Origin of the sequence: Bradyrhizobium sp. F1.13.3 (assembly GCF_040548265.1) — a bacterium.
In the GTDB taxonomy this organism is placed as follows: domain Bacteria; phylum Pseudomonadota; class Alphaproteobacteria; order Rhizobiales; family Xanthobacteraceae; genus Bradyrhizobium.
The window spans coordinates 218345-236155 of record NZ_JBEPRI010000007.1; the positions used below are offsets into that span (position 1 = coordinate 218345).

14 protein-coding genes are annotated in these 17811 nt (G+C 62.8%); 2 read left to right on the forward strand and 12 right to left on the reverse strand.

Annotation, left to right across the window (positions count from 1 at the left end; all coding sequences use genetic code 11):
- Positions 1–10: 10 nt before the first annotated feature.
- The 4 genes from map to ABIB66_RS20735 form a co-directional block, all read right to left on the reverse strand.
- Positions 11–760 carry a type I methionyl aminopeptidase gene (gene map, locus ABIB66_RS20720; protein WP_354209857.1) on the reverse strand — a complete coding sequence of 250 codons (750 nt, stop codon included), beginning with the start codon at positions 758–760 and terminating at the stop codon, positions 11–13.
- A 78-nt stretch (positions 761–838) separates the two neighbouring features.
- Entirely contained in the window at positions 839–3988 is a 3150-nt protein-coding gene (locus ABIB66_RS20725) for a GAF domain-containing protein (RefSeq protein WP_354209858.1), read from the reverse strand.
- A 482-nt stretch (positions 3989–4470) separates the two neighbouring features.
- Entirely contained in the window at positions 4471–5109 is a 639-nt protein-coding gene (locus tag ABIB66_RS20730; protein WP_354209859.1) for an HD domain-containing protein, read from the reverse strand.
- Between the two features lie 89 nt (positions 5110–5198).
- Positions 5199–5663, reverse strand: a complete 465-nt coding sequence (locus tag ABIB66_RS20735; RefSeq protein ID WP_354059670.1) for a carboxymuconolactone decarboxylase family protein — start codon at positions 5661–5663, stop codon at positions 5199–5201.
- Between the two features lie 125 nt (positions 5664–5788).
- Between ABIB66_RS20735 and pdxR the strand changes: the two genes are divergently transcribed.
- Positions 5789–7195 carry a MocR-like pyridoxine biosynthesis transcription factor PdxR gene (gene pdxR, locus ABIB66_RS20740; RefSeq protein WP_354059010.1) on the forward strand — a complete coding sequence of 469 codons (1407 nt, stop codon included), beginning with the start codon at positions 5789–5791 and terminating at the stop codon, positions 7193–7195.
- A gap of 25 nt (positions 7196–7220) precedes the next feature.
- Here pdxR and ABIB66_RS20745 read toward each other — a convergent pair whose 3' ends face one another.
- Complete coding sequence (locus ABIB66_RS20745; RefSeq protein WP_354209860.1) at positions 7221–7994, reverse strand: helix-turn-helix transcriptional regulator; 774 nt, start codon at positions 7992–7994, stop codon at positions 7221–7223.
- A 109-nt stretch (positions 7995–8103) separates the two neighbouring features.
- Between ABIB66_RS20745 and ABIB66_RS20750 the strand changes: the two genes are divergently transcribed.
- Positions 8104–9183 (forward strand): alcohol dehydrogenase catalytic domain-containing protein, encoded by a 1080-nt coding sequence (locus ABIB66_RS20750; RefSeq protein WP_354209861.1) that lies wholly within the window; start codon positions 8104–8106, stop codon positions 9181–9183.
- Between the two features lie 78 nt (positions 9184–9261).
- Here the strand turns inward: ABIB66_RS20750 and ABIB66_RS20755 are convergent, their stop codons facing one another.
- The 7 genes from ABIB66_RS20755 to ABIB66_RS20785 form a co-directional block, all read right to left on the reverse strand.
- Positions 9262–9963 (reverse strand): ABC transporter ATP-binding protein, encoded by a 702-nt coding sequence (locus ABIB66_RS20755; RefSeq protein ID WP_275171287.1) that lies wholly within the window; start codon positions 9961–9963, stop codon positions 9262–9264.
- A gap of 7 nt (positions 9964–9970) precedes the next feature.
- Positions 9971–11251, reverse strand: a complete 1281-nt coding sequence (locus ABIB66_RS20760; protein WP_007603606.1) for a lipoprotein-releasing ABC transporter permease subunit — start codon at positions 11249–11251, stop codon at positions 9971–9973.
- A 90-nt stretch (positions 11252–11341) separates the two neighbouring features.
- Entirely contained in the window at positions 11342–12661 is a 1320-nt protein-coding gene (gene proS / locus ABIB66_RS20765; RefSeq protein ID WP_354209862.1) for a proline--tRNA ligase, read from the reverse strand.
- A 153-nt stretch (positions 12662–12814) separates the two neighbouring features.
- Positions 12815–14377, reverse strand: a complete 1563-nt coding sequence (locus tag ABIB66_RS20770; protein ID WP_354255430.1) for a copper resistance CopC/CopD family protein — start codon at positions 14375–14377, stop codon at positions 12815–12817.
- Complete coding sequence (locus tag ABIB66_RS20775) at positions 14377–14919, reverse strand: YcnI family copper-binding membrane protein (protein ID WP_473300891.1); 543 nt, start codon at positions 14917–14919, stop codon at positions 14377–14379. The genes ABIB66_RS20770 and ABIB66_RS20775 overlap by 1 nt, the downstream gene beginning before the upstream one ends.
- Positions 14919–15437: a copper chaperone PCu(A)C gene (locus tag ABIB66_RS20780; protein WP_354059668.1), complete on the reverse strand. Its 519-nt coding sequence runs from the start codon at positions 15435–15437 to the stop codon at positions 14919–14921. Before ABIB66_RS20780 ends, ABIB66_RS20775 begins: the two co-directional genes overlap by 1 nt.
- Positions 15438–15576: 139 nt before the next feature.
- Complete coding sequence (locus ABIB66_RS20785) at positions 15577–17784, reverse strand: TonB-dependent receptor family protein (protein WP_354209863.1); 2208 nt, start codon at positions 17782–17784, stop codon at positions 15577–15579.
- Positions 17785–17811: the final 27 nt, after the last annotated feature.

Below are 17811 nucleotides of genomic sequence, written 5' to 3' on the forward strand. Positions count from 1 at the left end.
GGACGCCTTCTTAACCAGCCATCGTCACGATCAACGGTCCGCTTCGCGTGGCGATCACGGTGTGCTCGTATTGAACGGTCGGCGCTTCGGGGCTGCTGTAGAGCGTCCATGGATCATCGCCATCCTGGGCCCATTCGGCGCCCAGGGACAGGAACGGCTCCACGGTGAACACCAGGCCGTCGCTCATGACGCGGCGTTCGGAGCGGTCGGGCCATGTTGCGATCTCCGTCGGCTCCTCGTGGAGCGACAGGCCGACGCCGTGACTGGCAAGGTTCCTGACCAGGCTGTAACCGTTCTTCCGCGCAAAGGTCCCGATGGCCTGACCGATTCCGGCGATCGGTTTGCCGGCTCCAACCTGCTGCAGGCCCGTCCACATCGCGCGCCGGCCATCCCTGCAAAGACGTTCAACCGCGCGGGTTGCGGGTGGAACGGCGAACGACGCTCCCGTATCCGCAAAGAAGCCGTTCTTCTCGGCTGATACGTCGATGTTCACGAGATCCCCGCGCGCGATCCGCCGATCGCCGGGAATGCCATGAGCGATCTCCTCGTTCACGCTGATGCAGGTCGCCCCGGGAAAGTCGTAGGCCAGCTCCGGAGCCGAACGTGCGCCGGCAGCCTCCAGCAATGTTCGCCCGATTTGGTCGAGCTCGGAGGTGGTCATGCCCGGCTCGAGCGCCTTCCCCATTGCCTCCAGGATATTGGCGACGATGCGCCCGATCTCTTTCAGGCGCGCGAGGTCGTTGTCATCCGAGATTGTCATGTCATGCTCTTCCGAAAGCCGGGACATAGCCCTTGTGAAGGCGGCTTGCAAACGGAAGAGATCGTCTCCAAAACGCGTTCAGATATCGTCGAGCAAGCTGCGGACTTTGGCAGCCAGGTCGTCGATGGCGAAGGGCTTGGGAAGCAGATGCTTGCCGGCATCGAGCACGCCATTGTGAACGATTGCATGACGCGTGTAGCCGGTGGTGAACAGCACCTTCAACTCCGGGTATCGTTTCGACAGCTCGGCCGCAAGCTCGGCGCCCGTCATGTCGGGCATGACGACATCCGTGAACAGCAGATCTGGAACGAAGCCATTTTCGATCGTCCTGATCGCCTCCTTGGCGCTGGCTGCCTCGATGACGGTGTAGCCAAGTTCGCGCAGGCTCTCGGAAGACATGCTGCGGACGCGCTCGTCGTCTTCCACGACGAGAATGGTTTCGTTCTGATGGCTTGCACCGGCAGGTATCTCTTCCTGCGACGGATCTGAGCCCGCCTCCTCGCCGGCGAAGCGTGGCAGGTAGATCTTCACGGTCGTGCCAACATCGACTTCCGAGTCAATTTTGACATGGCCGCCCGACTGCCGCACGAAACCATAGACTTGGCTGAGGCCGAGGCCGGTGCCCTTGCCCACGACCTTGGTCGTAAAAAACGGATCGAACACCTTGCCGAGCACATTGGCCGGAATTCCCGTGCCGTTGTCCGTCACGGCCACGAGAACGTACTGCCCGGGTGCGAGTGCGTACTCGCGAGCATACATTCGATCGATCGAGGCGTTGCTGGTTTCTATCGTCAGCCTACCGCCCTTTTGCATGGCATCGCGCGCATTGACCGCGAGATTGATCATCGCGCTCTCGAGCTGGGCCGGGTCTGCCTTGACCCGCCAGAGGCCAGCCGCCAGCACCGTCTCGAGGCGGATAAGCTCGCCAAGCGATCGCTCGAGCAGCTCGCTCATCCCGCCGACCATCTTGTTGATGTCCACGACCTCAGGCGCGAGAGGCTGCTGGCGCGAGAACGCGAGCAGCCTTTGCGTCAACGTGGCTGCGCGATTTGCACCGTCGATGGCGCCCTCGATGAAGCGGTCTATGCTGACCTCTCCCCTGCCGAGCCGCCGCTTGGCAAGATTCAGGCTGCCGAGAATCACCGCCAGCATATTGTTGAAGTCGTGGGCTATACCTCCGGTCAATTGTCCGACGGCTTCCATCTTCTGGGATTGCCGCAATTGCTCTTCGGCTTTCATGCGTTCGGCGATTTCGTCGGCAACACGTTGCTCCAATCCGGCATTGAGCGCCTCGAGCCGGGTCAAGAGCTGGGCGTTGTCGATAGCGGTGGCGGCATGGCCCGCAATACCAAGCAAGGCGGCCTCATGCTCTGCCTGGAATTTAGCCGTCTCGGCGTGACCGAAGAAAAGTCCGCCGAGGACTTCGCCGGTTCGCGAGATCACGGGGACCGCCAGGTAGGATCGGACCGGAAGATGACCCTCGGGCATGCCTTTGCGCGGCGCGTTCTTGCCATAGCGGGGGTCCTGCAGGATGTCGTCGGACCTCACCACGCCAGAGCCCTCGAAGGTCGGGGCAAAGACGGCGGTGTTGCGGGGCATCGGAAAGTTTTCAAACGCGGATCGCGGCGCACCTGACAGCGAATACAGCATGTAGCTGCCGCCATCCGGCGCCAGAACGTTGTAGAAAAATGCGCCGAATTGAGCACCGGTGAGTCCGACGCCGGCATCCGTGACGATCTGGACGATCTTGTCGAGGTCGCGCTCGCGAGAGACCGAAGCCCCGGTATCATTCAGTATTCTGAGATGACGCTCGGTTTTCTTTTGCGCGGTGATATCAAGTACCGTTCCGATGAACCGAACAGCCTGACCGTTGGCGAAGATGGCTTGACCGGTCGCGGCGATCCAGCGTTCGACCCCATCCTCGATGCCAATGGTTCGGTATTCCATATTGTAGTGTGCTGGCGCGTGCGGCGTCAGCGCTGCGGACACCGCCTCGTGGGCGCGCTGCCTGTCCTCGGGATGAAGGCCCTTCAGGAACGTCCCTTCATAGCTGGCTTCGGCGTCCGGCGGTAAACCGAACACCTCCTTGCAGCGGCTATCCCATCGAAGAACGTTGTTGACCGGGTCGTAGTCCCAGGTGCCGATACCAGCCGCGTTGTTCGCAAGCGTCAGTCGTTCGGCGGCTTCCCGCGCTGCCTGTTCCGATCGGACGCGCTCGATGTGGGCCCACGATCGCTCGGTCACCTCGGTGAGCAAGGCGAGTTCGCGCGGCGTCCACTGGTGCGGGCCCCGATGATGAATGGCCATCAAGGCGGTAAGTCGTCCTTCTTTCACCAGGGGCATGCAGATCGTCGAACCGATCCCGATGTTCTGGAAAGTGGCGGCCTCCTCAGGCGCAAGCTCCTTCAAATTGTCATTGATGATGAGAGGCCTGCCGGCGCCGAGCTCTCGCACCGCCTTCTTGCCGAAGTCAGCCAGGCTGTAGTGACCGATGATATGCATTGCGCCGGGTGCGGCCCAATCGCCGCGTATCGTGAAGCCGTCCTGGTCCGGGTCCATGTCGGCATAGGCGCAGTTCGAGACGCCGAGATGCTGGCCGACCATTTTGGTCGTGACCGCCATCACGCCGTCGGCATCGCGAGTCCTGGCCGTCTCCTTGTTGAGCGCGTCCAGGAAAAGCAGCCGGGCTTCGTTCTCCCGCACGGCCGTCTCCGCACGGCGGCGCTCTACGGCCGTGCGCGTCCGCTCGGCAACATCGCGGATAAGATCCAGCTCTTCGGGGCTCCATTCCCGGGGCCTGGCATCGTTCAGATACAGCAGCGCCACGACCCCGTCGGGCTCCGAGATCGGCATGTTGACGAGCGCGCGCGCAGAGATCGCCTCGAGGGCCTCGGCACGATCGCCGACGCGAGGGTCTTTTTCCGCATCGGCACAGATGACGGTCTCGCCGCGCTTGAGGTCTTCGATGTAGCTGCCATAGTCGCGGAAGCGCAGCACACCTGCGAGGCTCAGGATGCCCGGTGCGTTCCAGTCGCGCACAATGGTGATGGTCTCGGCTGAGGTATCGACCGTGCCGTAGCCTGCCCTGCTGACGTTCAGGCTGCGGCCAAGCAGCTCCGCCGCAGCATAGGCGAGATCGTCGGGATTGTTGATCTCTCGGATGTAGTCGCCGAGCGTGGCTAAGACGGAATTGCGATCGGCCGAGCGGACCCCGGTCGCTGTCGTCATTGGTCTTCCCCTGCCACTTCCCTAACTCCACGATGAGCTAGCTGTTTGATCGTCCCGCTACTGTTCGCTTCGACCCCAGGTAGCCCGCCTGAACTTCGAAGTGATGCAGACGGGTCGCGCAAATTATCTGCGCGATAACCGCATGATCGCATTTAGGTTCCCGTCAGTACCGTCCCCTGGGAGACTGCCGTTCTGGCCAGCTCCATCGGGCCCCCTGATTGCCAATCCAGACGTCGCGGACAGACCCGTGCGGACGCGCGACCGCAAGTTGTGGCAGCGCGGATCGTCGTGTAGCATCAATGTCTGCTTTTCACCCCGCGTGGTCCCCGTCGTTTCATGCTCGCCCGGCGTCATGCGCGTCGGTGACGCCGACTCCGAAAAACCCTGGCCGGCCATTCAGCGGCCGAACGCCAGCGCAACGCCTCCGGCCGCACCGGCGCCATAAGCCAACGTGGCAAAGCCCGAACACCGCGCCGAAGGGCTCAGCTCTGCCAGGGCGTGTTGCGGATGCGAGTGCACGCGTTCGGCTTGCGAAATGTGGGATCGTGATCTTCGATGTATTCGAAATTGACCGTGCCAAACGTGGTCTGCGGCTTCTTCAAGGCTGAGCAGGTTTGTATCTGAAGGAAGTCATTCTTGAAATCACCGCGCGGAAATGCGGTGGTCACCTGGTTGCGCTGCTCTGGCGTGTACTCATCATAGCCAATCCCCACGACGTCGACCAAAACGCCCGCATTCGTGAGAGCGATTTCCGGCCGCATGTATTGTGGAATTCCAGGCGTCGTATGTAACGCGATCGCCTCCCAAACCAGATCGGCTTTTGGCTCGTCAATGCCGTGCCCCCTCAGAAATGCGCGGGCGGCATCGGCGCCATCAACTTCAAATCGCTTGGTCTGCGTGTGGTAATGGTCGACGAGCCCGAGATCGTGGAACAGCGCCGCGATGTAGAGCAGCTCGGGATCGAATTTTAGATTTTGCCGATGCCCCTTGATCGCGCCGAACACAAAGACGCGGACCGAGTGGTTGAACAACATGTCGTTTTCGTACTGGCGCACCAGCTCGGCGGCCTCTCGTGCGATCTTGCTGTCGGGAATCTTCACGCCGGAAATTGCAAAGGTCATTTCAAGCTCCTGCCTTGCATCTCTGAGATCTCAGGACATCCTTCACAGTCGAAGGCATGTGTTTACCCTCTTGCCGTCTGGCACCGCCGTCAGGCTGCCATCTCCTCCTTCGCGGCCTGTGGCGTATTTCGGAAGCTGATTGCCATGCGATTGTACGCGTTCATCAGGCCGATCGCGATGGTGAGATCGACGAGCTCGCGCTCCTCGAAGACGGCGCGGGCAGCCTCGTAAGCTTGATCCGGGATGCCGGTTTCAGCCACACGGGTCACCGTTTCAGCCCATGCGAGGGCGGCACGCTCCCGCTCGTCGAAGAGATGACCGCCTTCCGCCCAGGCCTGCACCAGCGCGATCTTTTCGATCTTCTGTCCGCTCTTCAGCAGATCGCGCGTGTGCATGTCGAGGCAGTAGGCGCAATTGTTGATCTGCGAAATGCGCAGATAGACCAGAGTGACAAGCGTTGCAGGAAGATTGCTCTGCATGACATAGCCGTAGACGCCGCCGAGCGCTTTCATCCCTGCGGGTGCGATGCGGTCGTAATCGAGACGCTTAGCCATTTTCATACTCCATGATCGGTTCTGTTCGGCGGCTGTCGCCGCGTACTTTCCTTGTCCGATAAATGTCCCCGCGCTGGTCTACAAAAAAGCACCAGGAATGGACAAACATCGTGTACTACGGAGGCATGGTCAAACCGCTGCGGCTGGAGCTCGATCGGTCTGCGAAGACGCCATTGGCGGAACAAATCCGCAGAGGTATCGGAGCTGCCATCGAGAGCGGCGTGCTCGCGCCGGGAGCTCGCCTGCCGTCCTGGCAGGATTTGGCGGCTCAGCTGGGTGTCGCGCGCGGCACCGTGCGTTCGGCTTACGAAAAGCTCTCATCCGCGCAACTGATCGTCGCGTCGCGCGCGACCGGAACGCATGTTGCGGATCGACCCGCCTTCACTCCTCGGCAGGAAGCAGCTCCCCACCCCGGTTCGTTCATGGAAATGTACCAGGAGCTCACTGCGGGACCGGCCGTTTTCCAGATGGGTGTGCCCGCTCACGAGACCTTTCCTGCCAAGCTGTTCTCGAGGATGCGCACGCGGGCGGTGCGCGCGGAGACGAGCGCGCCGGCCATCTACAGGGATCCCCGCGGCGAGCTGGAGTTGAGGCGCGACATCGCTGCGTATCTGGCGCTGGCGAGGGGTATCGAATGTGCACCGTCGCAGATCATCATCACGGCCGGCTTCAGCAGCGGGCTCGGACTGGCACTCCGGGTTCTCTGTCTCGAGCAGAGAAAGGTCTGGATGGAGGACCCGGGCTTCCCCTTCACAAGGCACGGCCTTGAGCTTGCAAGGTTGTTGATCACGCCGATCCCGGTCGACGCGGACGGCATTGATGTCGATTACGGCCTGAAACACGCTCCCGATGCTGCATTGGTCGTCGTGACCCCGGGACAGCAGGCACCGCTTGGCTCCACATTGTCGCTGGCAAGACGTTCGCGTCTTCTCGACTGGGCCGCCCAGGAACGGGTCTGGGTGATCGAGGACGACTATCTGAGCGAGCTTCAGCTGAGGGGTCGGGCCACACCGGCGCTCGCCTCTCTCGATCGTTTCGGGCGCGTCATTCACATCGGATCTTTCAGCAAGACCCTGACTCCTGCCTTGCGGCTGGGCTTCGTCGTTGCACCCGCCTCACTGGCTTCCCGTTTTGCCGAGGTTGCGGCATGCCTCGCTCCGGCGCCCGGGCCGTCCGTACAGATCGCAACCGCCGAATTCATCCGCGACGGCCACTATCTACGGCATCTTCGACGCACGAAGCGGGCCTATGCCGCGCAAGGCGATGCGCTGCTGAAATATTTGAAGGCACGCGCCAAGGACGTGGCGATCGCCGGATTGGCCGCGGTCCTGAGACTGCCGGACGGAACCTCCGACCTTGCGATCGCGAGGGAAGCGGCGTCGTTTGGATTGGCGCCCACGCCCCTGTCGCTATGGCATGCGTCCCCGGCTTCGGCGCGATCCGGCCTGTTGCTGGGGGTCGCCACATCTCCCCACAAGAGGATCGAGGCATCCTGCGACCGGCTCCTTCAGATCGTCGACCGTCATACGTGACGAGCACGCCCTATGCTTTCGCAATCTAAACCGGCGTGTAGATCACGAGCTTCAGCGCCGGATTGTCATTCGCCTGAAAGCTGGTGTGCTCGAACCGAAGCACGCCCCTGGTCGGATGGTTCATGATCTTGAGGCCCGCGGCAGTGCTGCGGATCTCGTGTGCTTCCCACAATTTCACGAATTCCGGGCTGCCCTGGCGCAGCCGCGCCAGCAGTTCCGCGAAAGCGGGATCGCCGGCCCAGACGTCGTGAGTGGTACGAAACATCGCGACCATGCTCTTGGCGACGTCGGCCCAGCCGGCACCGTAGAATTTTCGCGTCTGCTTGTTCGTCATCACCAGCAGCAGCGTGTTGCGGTCCTGCTCGGGCAATTGTCCGAACCCGAAGATCTCCTCCGCCGCCGCGTTCCAGGCCAGCACGTCCCAGCGCCGCCCCGTGATGTAGGCCGGCTGCGCCAGGCTCTCGATCATCCGCTGAATCGGCGGCGGCACGATCTCGCGCGTGAACGCGCGCCTGTCGCCGTCGCGGGCCAATGCCTTAAGGTGCGCATGCTCGGTCTTGCTAAGGCGCAACGCGCGCGCCAGCGCATCGACAGTCGTGACTGAAGGGCTGACGGTGCGGCCCTGCTCGAGCCGGATGTACCAGTCGACGCCGATGCCGGCGAGCTGCGCGACCTCCTCTCGGCGCAGGCCCGCGGTGCGGCGCCGCCGGCCGGCGGGAAGCCCGACTGTCTTCGGCGACAGCTTTTCGCGGCGCGACCTGAGGAAGTCGCCGAATTCGATGCGGCGTGGGTCGGCCATGGTGACATGCCTCGATGGAGGGCCCGGGGAATACTAGGATAATACCAGGCCTTCCTCGGCCTGGAAAGGCGGCGCATATGACGTGTCACCCGAACATGAGGTGACCACCATGAAAGCCGCCGTACTCAAATCCCTGGGATCTCCGCTCGTCATCGAGAATGCACCCGAACCGGTGCTCGGGACCGGCGAGGTCATCGTGGACGTCGTCGCCACGCGCGTGCTGTCCTACATGAACGAGGTTTTCAGCGGGGCGCGCAACTATGCGCTCGACCTGCCGATTATCCCGGGGCCTGGTGGCATCGGCCGGGTGCGCGCCATCGGCCCGGACGCGACGAAGCTCAGCGTTGGCGACTGGGTGTTCTGCGACCCGACGGTGCGCTCACGCGACGACGCCGCAGCGCCCGATATTGCCCTGCAAGGACTCACCGCCCCCGGTGCCGGCGCCATGCGCCTGCAACAGCATTTTCGCCACGGCTCGTTTGCCGAGCAGATGCGGGTGCCGACGGAGAACGTCAAACGGCTCGGCACGATCACGCGGGAGGACGCCACGCGATGGTGCGCGCTGGGGACGCTGCTGGTGCCCTATGGCGGCTTCCTTGCCGCCAACCTTCAGCCCGGCGAGACCGTTCTGGTGAGCGGGGCCACAGGCAATTTCGGCAGCGCGGCCGTCTCGGTCGCGCTCGCGATGGGCGCGGCCTGCGTGGTCGCGCCCGGCCGCAACGAGCCCATTCTCGCCGACCTCGTCCGCCGCTTCGGCGATCGCGTCAAGCCGGTCAAACTCACCGGCAACGAAGACGACGACCGCGAGCGCATGAAGCGCGCGGCGCCCGTGCCGATCGACTGCGTGCTCGACATCATGCCGCCCTCCGTGAGCACGAATGTGGTGCGCGCGGCGATCATGACGGTGCGCGCATACGGCCGCGTCGTGCTGATGGGTGGTGTCGGCATGGCGGGCGGCGCGGGCCTCGAGCTGCCCTACCCCTGGATCATGCGCAACTGCATCAGCATCCACGGCGTCTGGATGTATCCGCCGGATGCGGCAAGCCGCCTGATCGCGCTGGTGCGCGCGGGACTGCTCAGGTTGGAGGAGTACGAGGCCACCGCCTTCGATCTCGACCACGCCAACGAGGCGGTGGACCATGCCGCCGCCAATGGCGGACCGTTCAAATTGACGGTGATCCGGCCTTGAGCACCCCGAGGAACGCCATTTTTTTCGTCAGTCCGGCCAAGCACTTGGCTACTGTGCATGGGGTTGTTTTCGCGTTTTTTATTCGAGCTCGACCACCTGGCCGTTCGACAGCGACACGCGGCGGTCCATGCGGCCGGCGAGTTCCATGTTGTGGGTCGCGATCAACATGGAGACCTTGGTCGCCTTGACGAGTTGCATCAGGGCCTGGAAAACGTGGTCCGCGGTGTGCGGATCGAGATTGCCGGTCGGCTCGTCCGCAAACAGCACCCGCGGAGCATTGGCCACGGCGCGCGCGATCGCAACGCGCTGCTGCTCGCCGCCGGACAGCTCGGACGGGCGGTGCGTGATACGCTCGCCGAGGCCGAGATAGCCGAGGATCTCCTTGGCGCGCTTGACGCTCTCGGACTTTTTGAGGCCGCGGATCATCTGCGGCATCATGACGTTCTCCAGCGCCGAGAACTCCGGCAGCAGCCGGTGAGACTGGTAGACGAAGCCGATGTCGGTGCGGCGAAGCTGGGTGCGCTCGATGTCGGGCAGTTGCGAGGTCGGCGCGCCATTGACGTAGACCTCACCGGAATCGGGCGCTTCCAACAGCCCCGCAATGTGCAGCAGCGTCGACTTGCCCGAGCCGGACGGCGCCACCAGCGCGACGGACTGGCCCGCCCACAGCGCGAGCTTGGCGCCGTCGAGGATCGTCAGCGGCACCTCGCCCTGCAAGTACTGCCGCTTTATCTCGTGGAGATAAATGACCGGTACATCTTCCGCCCCCTGCTGCTCCATCAGCCCCTCACTCGTACCGCAGCGCTTCGACGGGATCGAGGCGCGCGGCGCGCCAGGACGGATACAGCGTCGCCAGGAACGACAGCGTCAGCGCCATGATGACGACGGCCGAGGTCTCGCCGATGTCGATCTCGGCGGGCAGCTTCGACAGGAAATACAGCTCTGGCGAAAACAGCTCGGTGCTGGTCAGCCAGGACAGGAATTGCCGGATCGACTCGATGTTGAGGCAGATCACCAGCCCGACGATGAAGCCGACCATCGTACCGACCACGCCGATCGAGGCGCCCGTGATCAGGAAGATGCGCATGATCGAGCCTTGCGAGGCCCCCATCGTGCGCAGGATCGCGATGTCGCTGCCCTTGTCCTTCACCAGCATGATCAGGCCGGAGACGATGTTGAGCGCCGCGACCAGCACGATCATGGTGAGGATCAGGAACATCACGTTGCGCTCGACCTGGAGCGCGTTGAAAAAGGTCGAGTTGCGCTGGCGCCAGTCTACCAGGAACACCGGCCGGCCCGCCGCCTCCGTCACGGCCTGACGAAACGCGACGATCTGATCCGGATTTGTGGTGAAGACCTCGATCGAGGTGACGTCGTTGCTGCGGTTGAAATAGGCCTGCGCCTCCGCCAGCGGCATGAAGACGAAGCCGAGATCATACTCCGACATGCCGATCTCGAACACCGCAGCGATCTTGTACGGCTTGATGCGCGGTGTCGTGCCCATCGGGGTGACCGCGCCCTTCGGCGCCACCAGCGTGATGCTGTCGCCGGCGTGCAGCGACAACTGGTCGGCGAGGCGCCGGCCGATCGCGACCCCCTGCCCGTCGTCAAAACCCTCGAGCGAGCCCTGCTTGATGTTCTTGGCGATCGAGGTGAGGTTGTTGAGGTCGTCGGAGCGGATGCCACGCACCAGGACGCCGGAGGCGTTCCACGGCGATGACGCCAGCGCCTGGCCATCTACCACGGGCGCTGCGAGCCGGATGCCCTGGACCTGGCTGAGGCGGTCGGCGACGTCCTTCCAGTCGGTCAGCGGCGATTCCAGCGGCTGGACCAGGATGTGGCCGTTGAGCCCGAGTATCTTGTCGAGCAGCTCCTTGCGGAAGCCGTTCATGACGGCCATGACGATGATCAGCGTCGCCACGCCCAGCATGATACCGAGGAAGGAGAACCCGGCGATCACCGAGATGAATCCCTCCTTGCGGCGCGCGCGTAAGTAACGCGCCGACAGCATCCACTCGAAGGGCGCAAAAGGCGCGGTTTGAACGGTTTCGGTCATGGTCTCATCCATCGCTCGATAGTCCCATGATTCGGGGTCAAATGTGGCCGGATTGGCGGCCGCAATCTGGGGCGATGAACAATATTCAGCCGACCAGCCTTATCAGCCCACAAGTCTTGCGACCGCGTCCGCAGGCGACATGGTCTCGCGGGCGCCGTCACTTCGCCGCTTGAGCTCGACCTTGCCGTCGGCGAGCCCTTTCGGCCCGATCATGATCTGCCAGGGGATGCCGATCAGGTCGGCGGCGGCGAATTTGGCTCCGGCCCGCTGGTCGGTGTCGTCGTAGAGCACGTCGACGCTCTTGGCGGACAGCTCCGCATAGAGCTTCTCGCAGGCCGCATCGACCGCGGCATCGCCCTGCTTGAGGTTGAGAATCGACACGCGGAACGGGGCAACGGCCTCCGGCCATTTGATGCCGGCATCGTCATGACAGGCCTCGATGATGGCGCCGAGCAGGCGGGAGACGCCGACGCCGTAGGAGCCGCCATGGATCGGCACGTCGACACCGTCGGGGCCCGCCACCAGCGCCTTCATCGCGTCGGAATACTTCGTGCCGAAGTAGAAGATCTGCCCGACCTCGATACCGCGGGTATTCACCCGCTTGTCCGCGGGCACTTCCTGCTCGAAGCGCGCGGCGTCGTGAACATCTTCCGTCGCCGCATAGACCGAGGTCCATTGCTTGATGATCGGCGTCAAATCACTCTCATAGTCGACGTCCTCGCCCGGCACCGGCAGGTCCAGCACGTCGCGATTGATGAAAACGCCGGATTCGCCGGTCTCGGCGAGCACAATGAACTCGTGGCTGAGATCACCGCCGATCGGCCCGGTCTCGGCGCGCATCGGGATCGCCTTCAGCCCCATCCGCGCGAAGGTGCGCAAATACGCCACGAACATCTTGTTGTAGGCGACGCGCGCCGCGGCCTCGTTGAGGTCGAACGAATAGGCGTCCTTCATCAAGAACTCGCGGCCGCGCATCACGCCGAAGCGCGGACGCTGCTCGTCGCGGAATTTCCATTGAATATGATAGAGATTCAGCGGCAGGCTCTTGTAGGACTTCACATAGGCGCGGAAGATCTCGGTGATCATTTCCTCATTGGTCGGTCCGTACAACAGCTCACGCTTGTGCCGGTCGGCGATGCGCAGCATCTCGGGGCCATAGGCATCGTAGCGGCCGCTCTCGCGCCAGAGATCGGCAAGCTGGAGCGTCGGCATCAACAGTTCAAGCGCGCCGGCGCGGTCCTGCTCCTCGCGCACGATCTGCTCGATCTTCTTCAAGACGCGGAAGCCGAGTGGCAACCAGGCATAGATGCCGGCGGCCTCCTGCCGGATCATGCCGGCACGCAGCATCAGCCGATGCGAGACGATCTCCGCCTCTTTCGGATTTTCCTTCAGGATGGGCAGAAAGAACCGCGACAACCGCATGGCAATACTCGAGGAATCAGTGACGGCTTGCAGTGAAACCGGATTGGGAGCCAAAACACAAGACCGGGAATGAGGAAAACCCGCTAACACAGCGGAATTCCTGTCATTTTTCCGTCGACTTCAGATTCCGCGTGATGTGCCGAAGAGCCCGATTCACGGCGCTGCCACCTCGAGTTCGTCCTCCAGCGTGATCTTCTCGAAATCGCTCACCAGAGCGTCGATCCGCACATGCCAGCGGCCGGCAAAGGGCAGCTCGACCTTGCGCACGTGCCAGTAGCGGTCCGGCCCGCGCGAGGCGTTCCGCTCCATCGGCTCAATGCCGCGTTCGGGCAGGCTCAGCGTCAGCGTCACCTCCTTGGCCTCGAGCACCGCCCCCTCGCCGGTCATGAGCTGCAGCACGAAATCGTCGATACCCGCCTTACCCGGCGAGACCAGGACCTGAAACATCGCCCTGTCCGTATGGATGTGGATCGCCAGCGGCGTCTCCGGAACGATCGTCCGCGGCGGCGGCGTGAAGCGCCAGCCGGCCACGTCGGCGAAGATGCCGAGCGCGATGACGCATTCGAGCACGATCGAGCGCTTCAGGGTCTGCGCGGCCTTGTGATCCCCCGCCAGCGCCGGGGTCAGGCGAAAGCGGTTGAGCGTGGCAAGCGCCAGCAACACGAGGACCAGCGCAAGCTTGATCGAGAGGATCAGTCCGTACCGGGTCTCCACCAATGCAGACGGCTTTTCAAGCTGGACGATGGCGAGCGCGAGGCCGGTCAATGCGAGAACGCCAACGACCGGCGCGGCGAGGCGAGCAAAGCGGTTCACGACAGGCAATGCCGCGGCGGGCCGCCTCGACAACAGGGCGACCAGCGGCGCGAGAGCCCCAATCCAAAAGGCGACACCGAGGCCATGGAGAAAGATTGCCGGCCGGGTCAACAGTTCGGGCGGTGCCGTAGCGGCGTGCCCAGTCATGGCCAGCGACAAGCCGACGCCGACCAAGGCAATGATCGCCAGAGCGCGCGCGCACCACGGGTTGGCTAGCGCCAGCAGCGCGAACAGCATTGCGGCGATGGCCACGAGCAAGGCTGGGCCCGCGCTGGTCCCGGATGCGACTTTCCAAGGAGCTATCGTCGCGAGAGCCGACAGCGGTAGCCCGAGGAGATCCAGCCCCAACACACCAAGGGAGACCACCGTGCTCGGGATGCCGATGGCGAGCGCCACGCACGGAACGGTTATGCCGGTCATCGACCGCGCAACCCAGCGCGCAAAGAACACGCCGCCGACGCCGACGAACAGGCCAAGATAGAGAGCGACCCGCGCCAGCCAGATCAGCTCGTTCAATCCGCCATCGGCATTTGTGGGAGGTTGCGTCCCCGTCGGCATGCCGATCGAGAAGATCACCGATCCCGCAACGGGATGGCCATCCTGCGAGATCACGCGATAGCTGACGACCGCCGTGCCCTGCGGCATGTCCGCCGGCATCGCAACCGAGATGGTCTCGCCCGATGCGTCGACGCGCAAATCATCCCGCGCCCTGCCCGCGCCGTCGATCAATTGGATGGCGCCCGGCGTCACTGTCTCGTTGAAGCGCAACTCCACCGCCTTCGGCGCGCTCGCGAGCATGCTGCCGCTCGCCGGCTCGACCGCGACGAGCGCCGCGTGCGCCGAGGCGCCGGTCGAGAAGCCGACAACGAGGAGTAGCGTCGCGAGCGCGGCGAGCAGGCGCATCAGGGTTTTGGCAGGAGTTTCAGGCCAGGCGCCGGAGAACTGCCTTCGTGCGAATGCTTCGCTCCCTCCGCGGGGATCTCGATCCAGCGGCTGACGCCGGTCTCGCATTCCTGGACGACGGGAAAATACAGCGTCGTGTTCGGCTTCAGGCTCGTGGTGAGGAAGCTGCTGATGACGAACTCATCGTAATTGTGGTCCGGCAGCTTGCCGCCGGACCAGGCCACCTCCTTGACGCCGGTGGAAAGCTTGTTGCCGTGGTAGTCGTACTCATTTGCGTATTTGCCCTCGACGATATCGACGGTCCAGCCCGCCTTCGGCATCGGCTTCACAGCGATCACGCCTTCCGGAATCTGCACCCGGATCTTCACCGTGGGCGAGCCCTTGCAGCCGTGCGGCACAGCGAAGACGGCCTTGTAGTAGGAGCCGACCGCCGCCTGTTTGGTCTCTAGCGTGATATGCGCCGCCGCAGGGGACGCTGCGAGCGCGACGATCAGACTCGCAAGGATTCGATGCATGGTCATGGAAGGCTTGATCTGTTTCATCACATCTTCATTCCCGAATGATCAGGCATTTTCTTCATCATGTGTCCGCTATCGCCGGGCGCCTGGGCGCCGACGCCTTGGACGTCGAGGGAGACGGCGACCTTGCCGGCCTTCTCGAATTGAAGCGTCACCGGCACCTTGTCCCCCTGCTTGAAGGGGCCCTTCAACTCCTGGAGCATCAGGTGATAGCCGCCGGGGGCGAACTTCACCGTCTTGCCGGGATCGATCACGAGTCCCTTGTCGAGCAGGCGCATCTTCATCACGCCGTTGTCCGTCGCCATCTCGTGGACCTCAGCCTTCCCCGCGATATCGGCGTAAACGCCGACCAGCTTGTCGGCCACTGTGCCCTTGTTCTCGATGGTGAGATAGCCGCCGGCGACCTTGGCGCCGCCCGGCGTCGCCCGGCTCCATGCCTGCGAAATGACGAGATCGCCGGCCTTGACGTCGTCGGCCCGTGCGGCGGCACAGCCGGTCAGCAATAGTGAGATCGTAAGGAGAGTTCGTCCGATAGTCTTCATGTTGATTGCCTCTTTCACGATGATCGGGCCGAGAATGGCCCGGCATTCTTCCACGACGATCTTCCGCGCAGTGAGCATCGGCATTCGGAATGCCGGCCTGCCGCGGACCCGAACATAGACCCAAGTGCCCATTTGCACGTCACCATCGATACCTCATTCCAGCGTACACTGCTCTTCCCGTACCCGGCTCAAACAATGCTGATGTCGCTGTCGCTCGATCGATGATACTCGCGCTGGCTATGTAGGTCTTGTTGGTGAGATTGCGCCCCTCGATGTAGGCAGACATCGGGCCGCCATTGTCGAATCCGGCTTTCAATCCCAGCAGGGCGTAAGGCTCTGTCGTCAGCGTGTTCATGCTGTCGATGAAGTAGGCCTGTGGCACCCATTCGACGTTGGGTCCAATATAGAAACCGGCAGGGTGCTTGTAGAGAAGCTCCGCGCGCAGGTAGTGAGTTGGGGCTCCCGGCAATCGATTGTTTCCGAAGATCGGATCTTTGTCGAAGCGGAAGTCGTTGATGGAATAGGCGACATTCAGCCAGATCTTGTCCGGCGCCGGGCCATTGACGAAGATGTCACGAAAGATCGCCGCGCCCGCGCCGGCCTCGATGCCTTGATGGATGGTGCGGTCGGCATTGGTCACATTGCAGTTGCCGAAAGCACTATAGAGGCATTGCAATTCGTCGCGAATGTTGGCCCGGTAGGCCGTCAGTTCCCAAGCGTAATCAGATCGCTTCATGCGAGTCCCGATTTCGTACGTGGTCGCAATCTGCGGGCGGATGCTGGTGAACGGGATCGTCGGAATGCCGAGACCAATCGCGCTTTCGCCGAAGCTCGGCACCTCGGCGCTCCGCGAGACATTGGCGAAGGCCTGCCAGCTCGGATCGATTTGCCACAACAGACCGCCTTTCGGCGACCAGATATTAAAGCGCGTTGCCCCCGATTGATTCCCGTCGCTGAGGAAACGATCCTGCCGATTGCGGGTCGCGTACAGGAATTGCGTGCCGCCGATCACTGCAAGATTTGGAATGACGTAGAAGCTGTCTTCGACATAGGCCGAGGTATTCTCCGACCGATCGATCGACGAAGAAAGCAGCGCTCCCTTCTGCCCGCCAATGTTGGCGAACTGCTGGTTGTCAATGCTGCCGTTCAGCACCTGGACGCCCGCGACCAACCTGTTGCGGAAGCCGCCAATGGTGCGGTCATCCGTGATCTTCGCGAATCCTCCATAGTCCTTGTAACGGTAGTCCAGCCACTGAAAGATCGGATGCATCAAATGGCGATCGACGCCAAAGGCCCCGAATTCGACTTTGGTGTCATCGAAACGAAAGGTGGTTTTGTTGGCGAGCCTGACGGTATCAATATTGCGCTGCTGATCCATCGCAACATTCGCGGGTGCAGCAGCTTCCGGATCGGTCAAAGCGGATGTCTTGGTCACGGTACCCGGGATTCGCTGCCGCACTTCGTTGGCATTGAGGTAGAACCGTGTCTCGACATCCGGCGAGAACTGATACCCGACATTGCCGCTCAAACGGTTGCTCGAGCCGAAGCTGTGATCGCGAAAACCGTCTGCGGCCTGCGTGGAAGCGGTAACGAAACCGTCCCATGGCCCGTTGACGCCTCCTGCGTTCGCCTGAAGTCGTTTGTAGCCGAATCCTCCGACATCGAAGGATACACCATTCGGAAACGAGTCGCGGCCGGTCGGGGTCACGAAGTTGATCGCGCCTCCCAGCGAATTGGCGCCAAACTGAAGCGCGTTGCCTCCTTTGAAGACTTCGACATATTTATAGGCGCTCGGATCGATCTCCTGGAAATCGCCATAGCCATCCGCAGTGTTGATCGGAATGCCGTCCATATAGAGCTGCACGCCGCGCAGATGAAAATTGCGCGACAGGCCAGACCCGCGAATAGAAAGGCGAGTGTCGTCGCCCCATTTGGGCTGGGCGTACACGCCGGGCACGTAATCCAGAACATCCTTGATCGTGTTGGATGGCGTCGAGTTCCTGTACGCCTCGGCCGATACGAGCGCCACGCCGCCCGGAGTCTGGTTAATCTCCGCCAGCGCTTGTTGCGCAGTCAGAACCGTCAGGGCGCCCGGAGCCCCTACATTCTGTTCGCTCGCGGTTTGCTGCGGCGATAGGGTCGTTCGCGGGCTTCGCGTCGCGCGCGCCGATCGCGCAGAATTGCGTGGCGCTCGGACCGCCGACGCGCGCTTCTGCTGAGGTGCCTCAACGGTGATTGGCGGCAGCACTGCGCTGCTGCCTTGGGCAAAGGCTCCGCTCGACGACGCAAGCAGCGCGGCCTGAACGGCAACGATGCTCACGCCACGGCGGGCATGACAACGTAACATGGGGGCATTCCTGACGCCGGGCTTTCT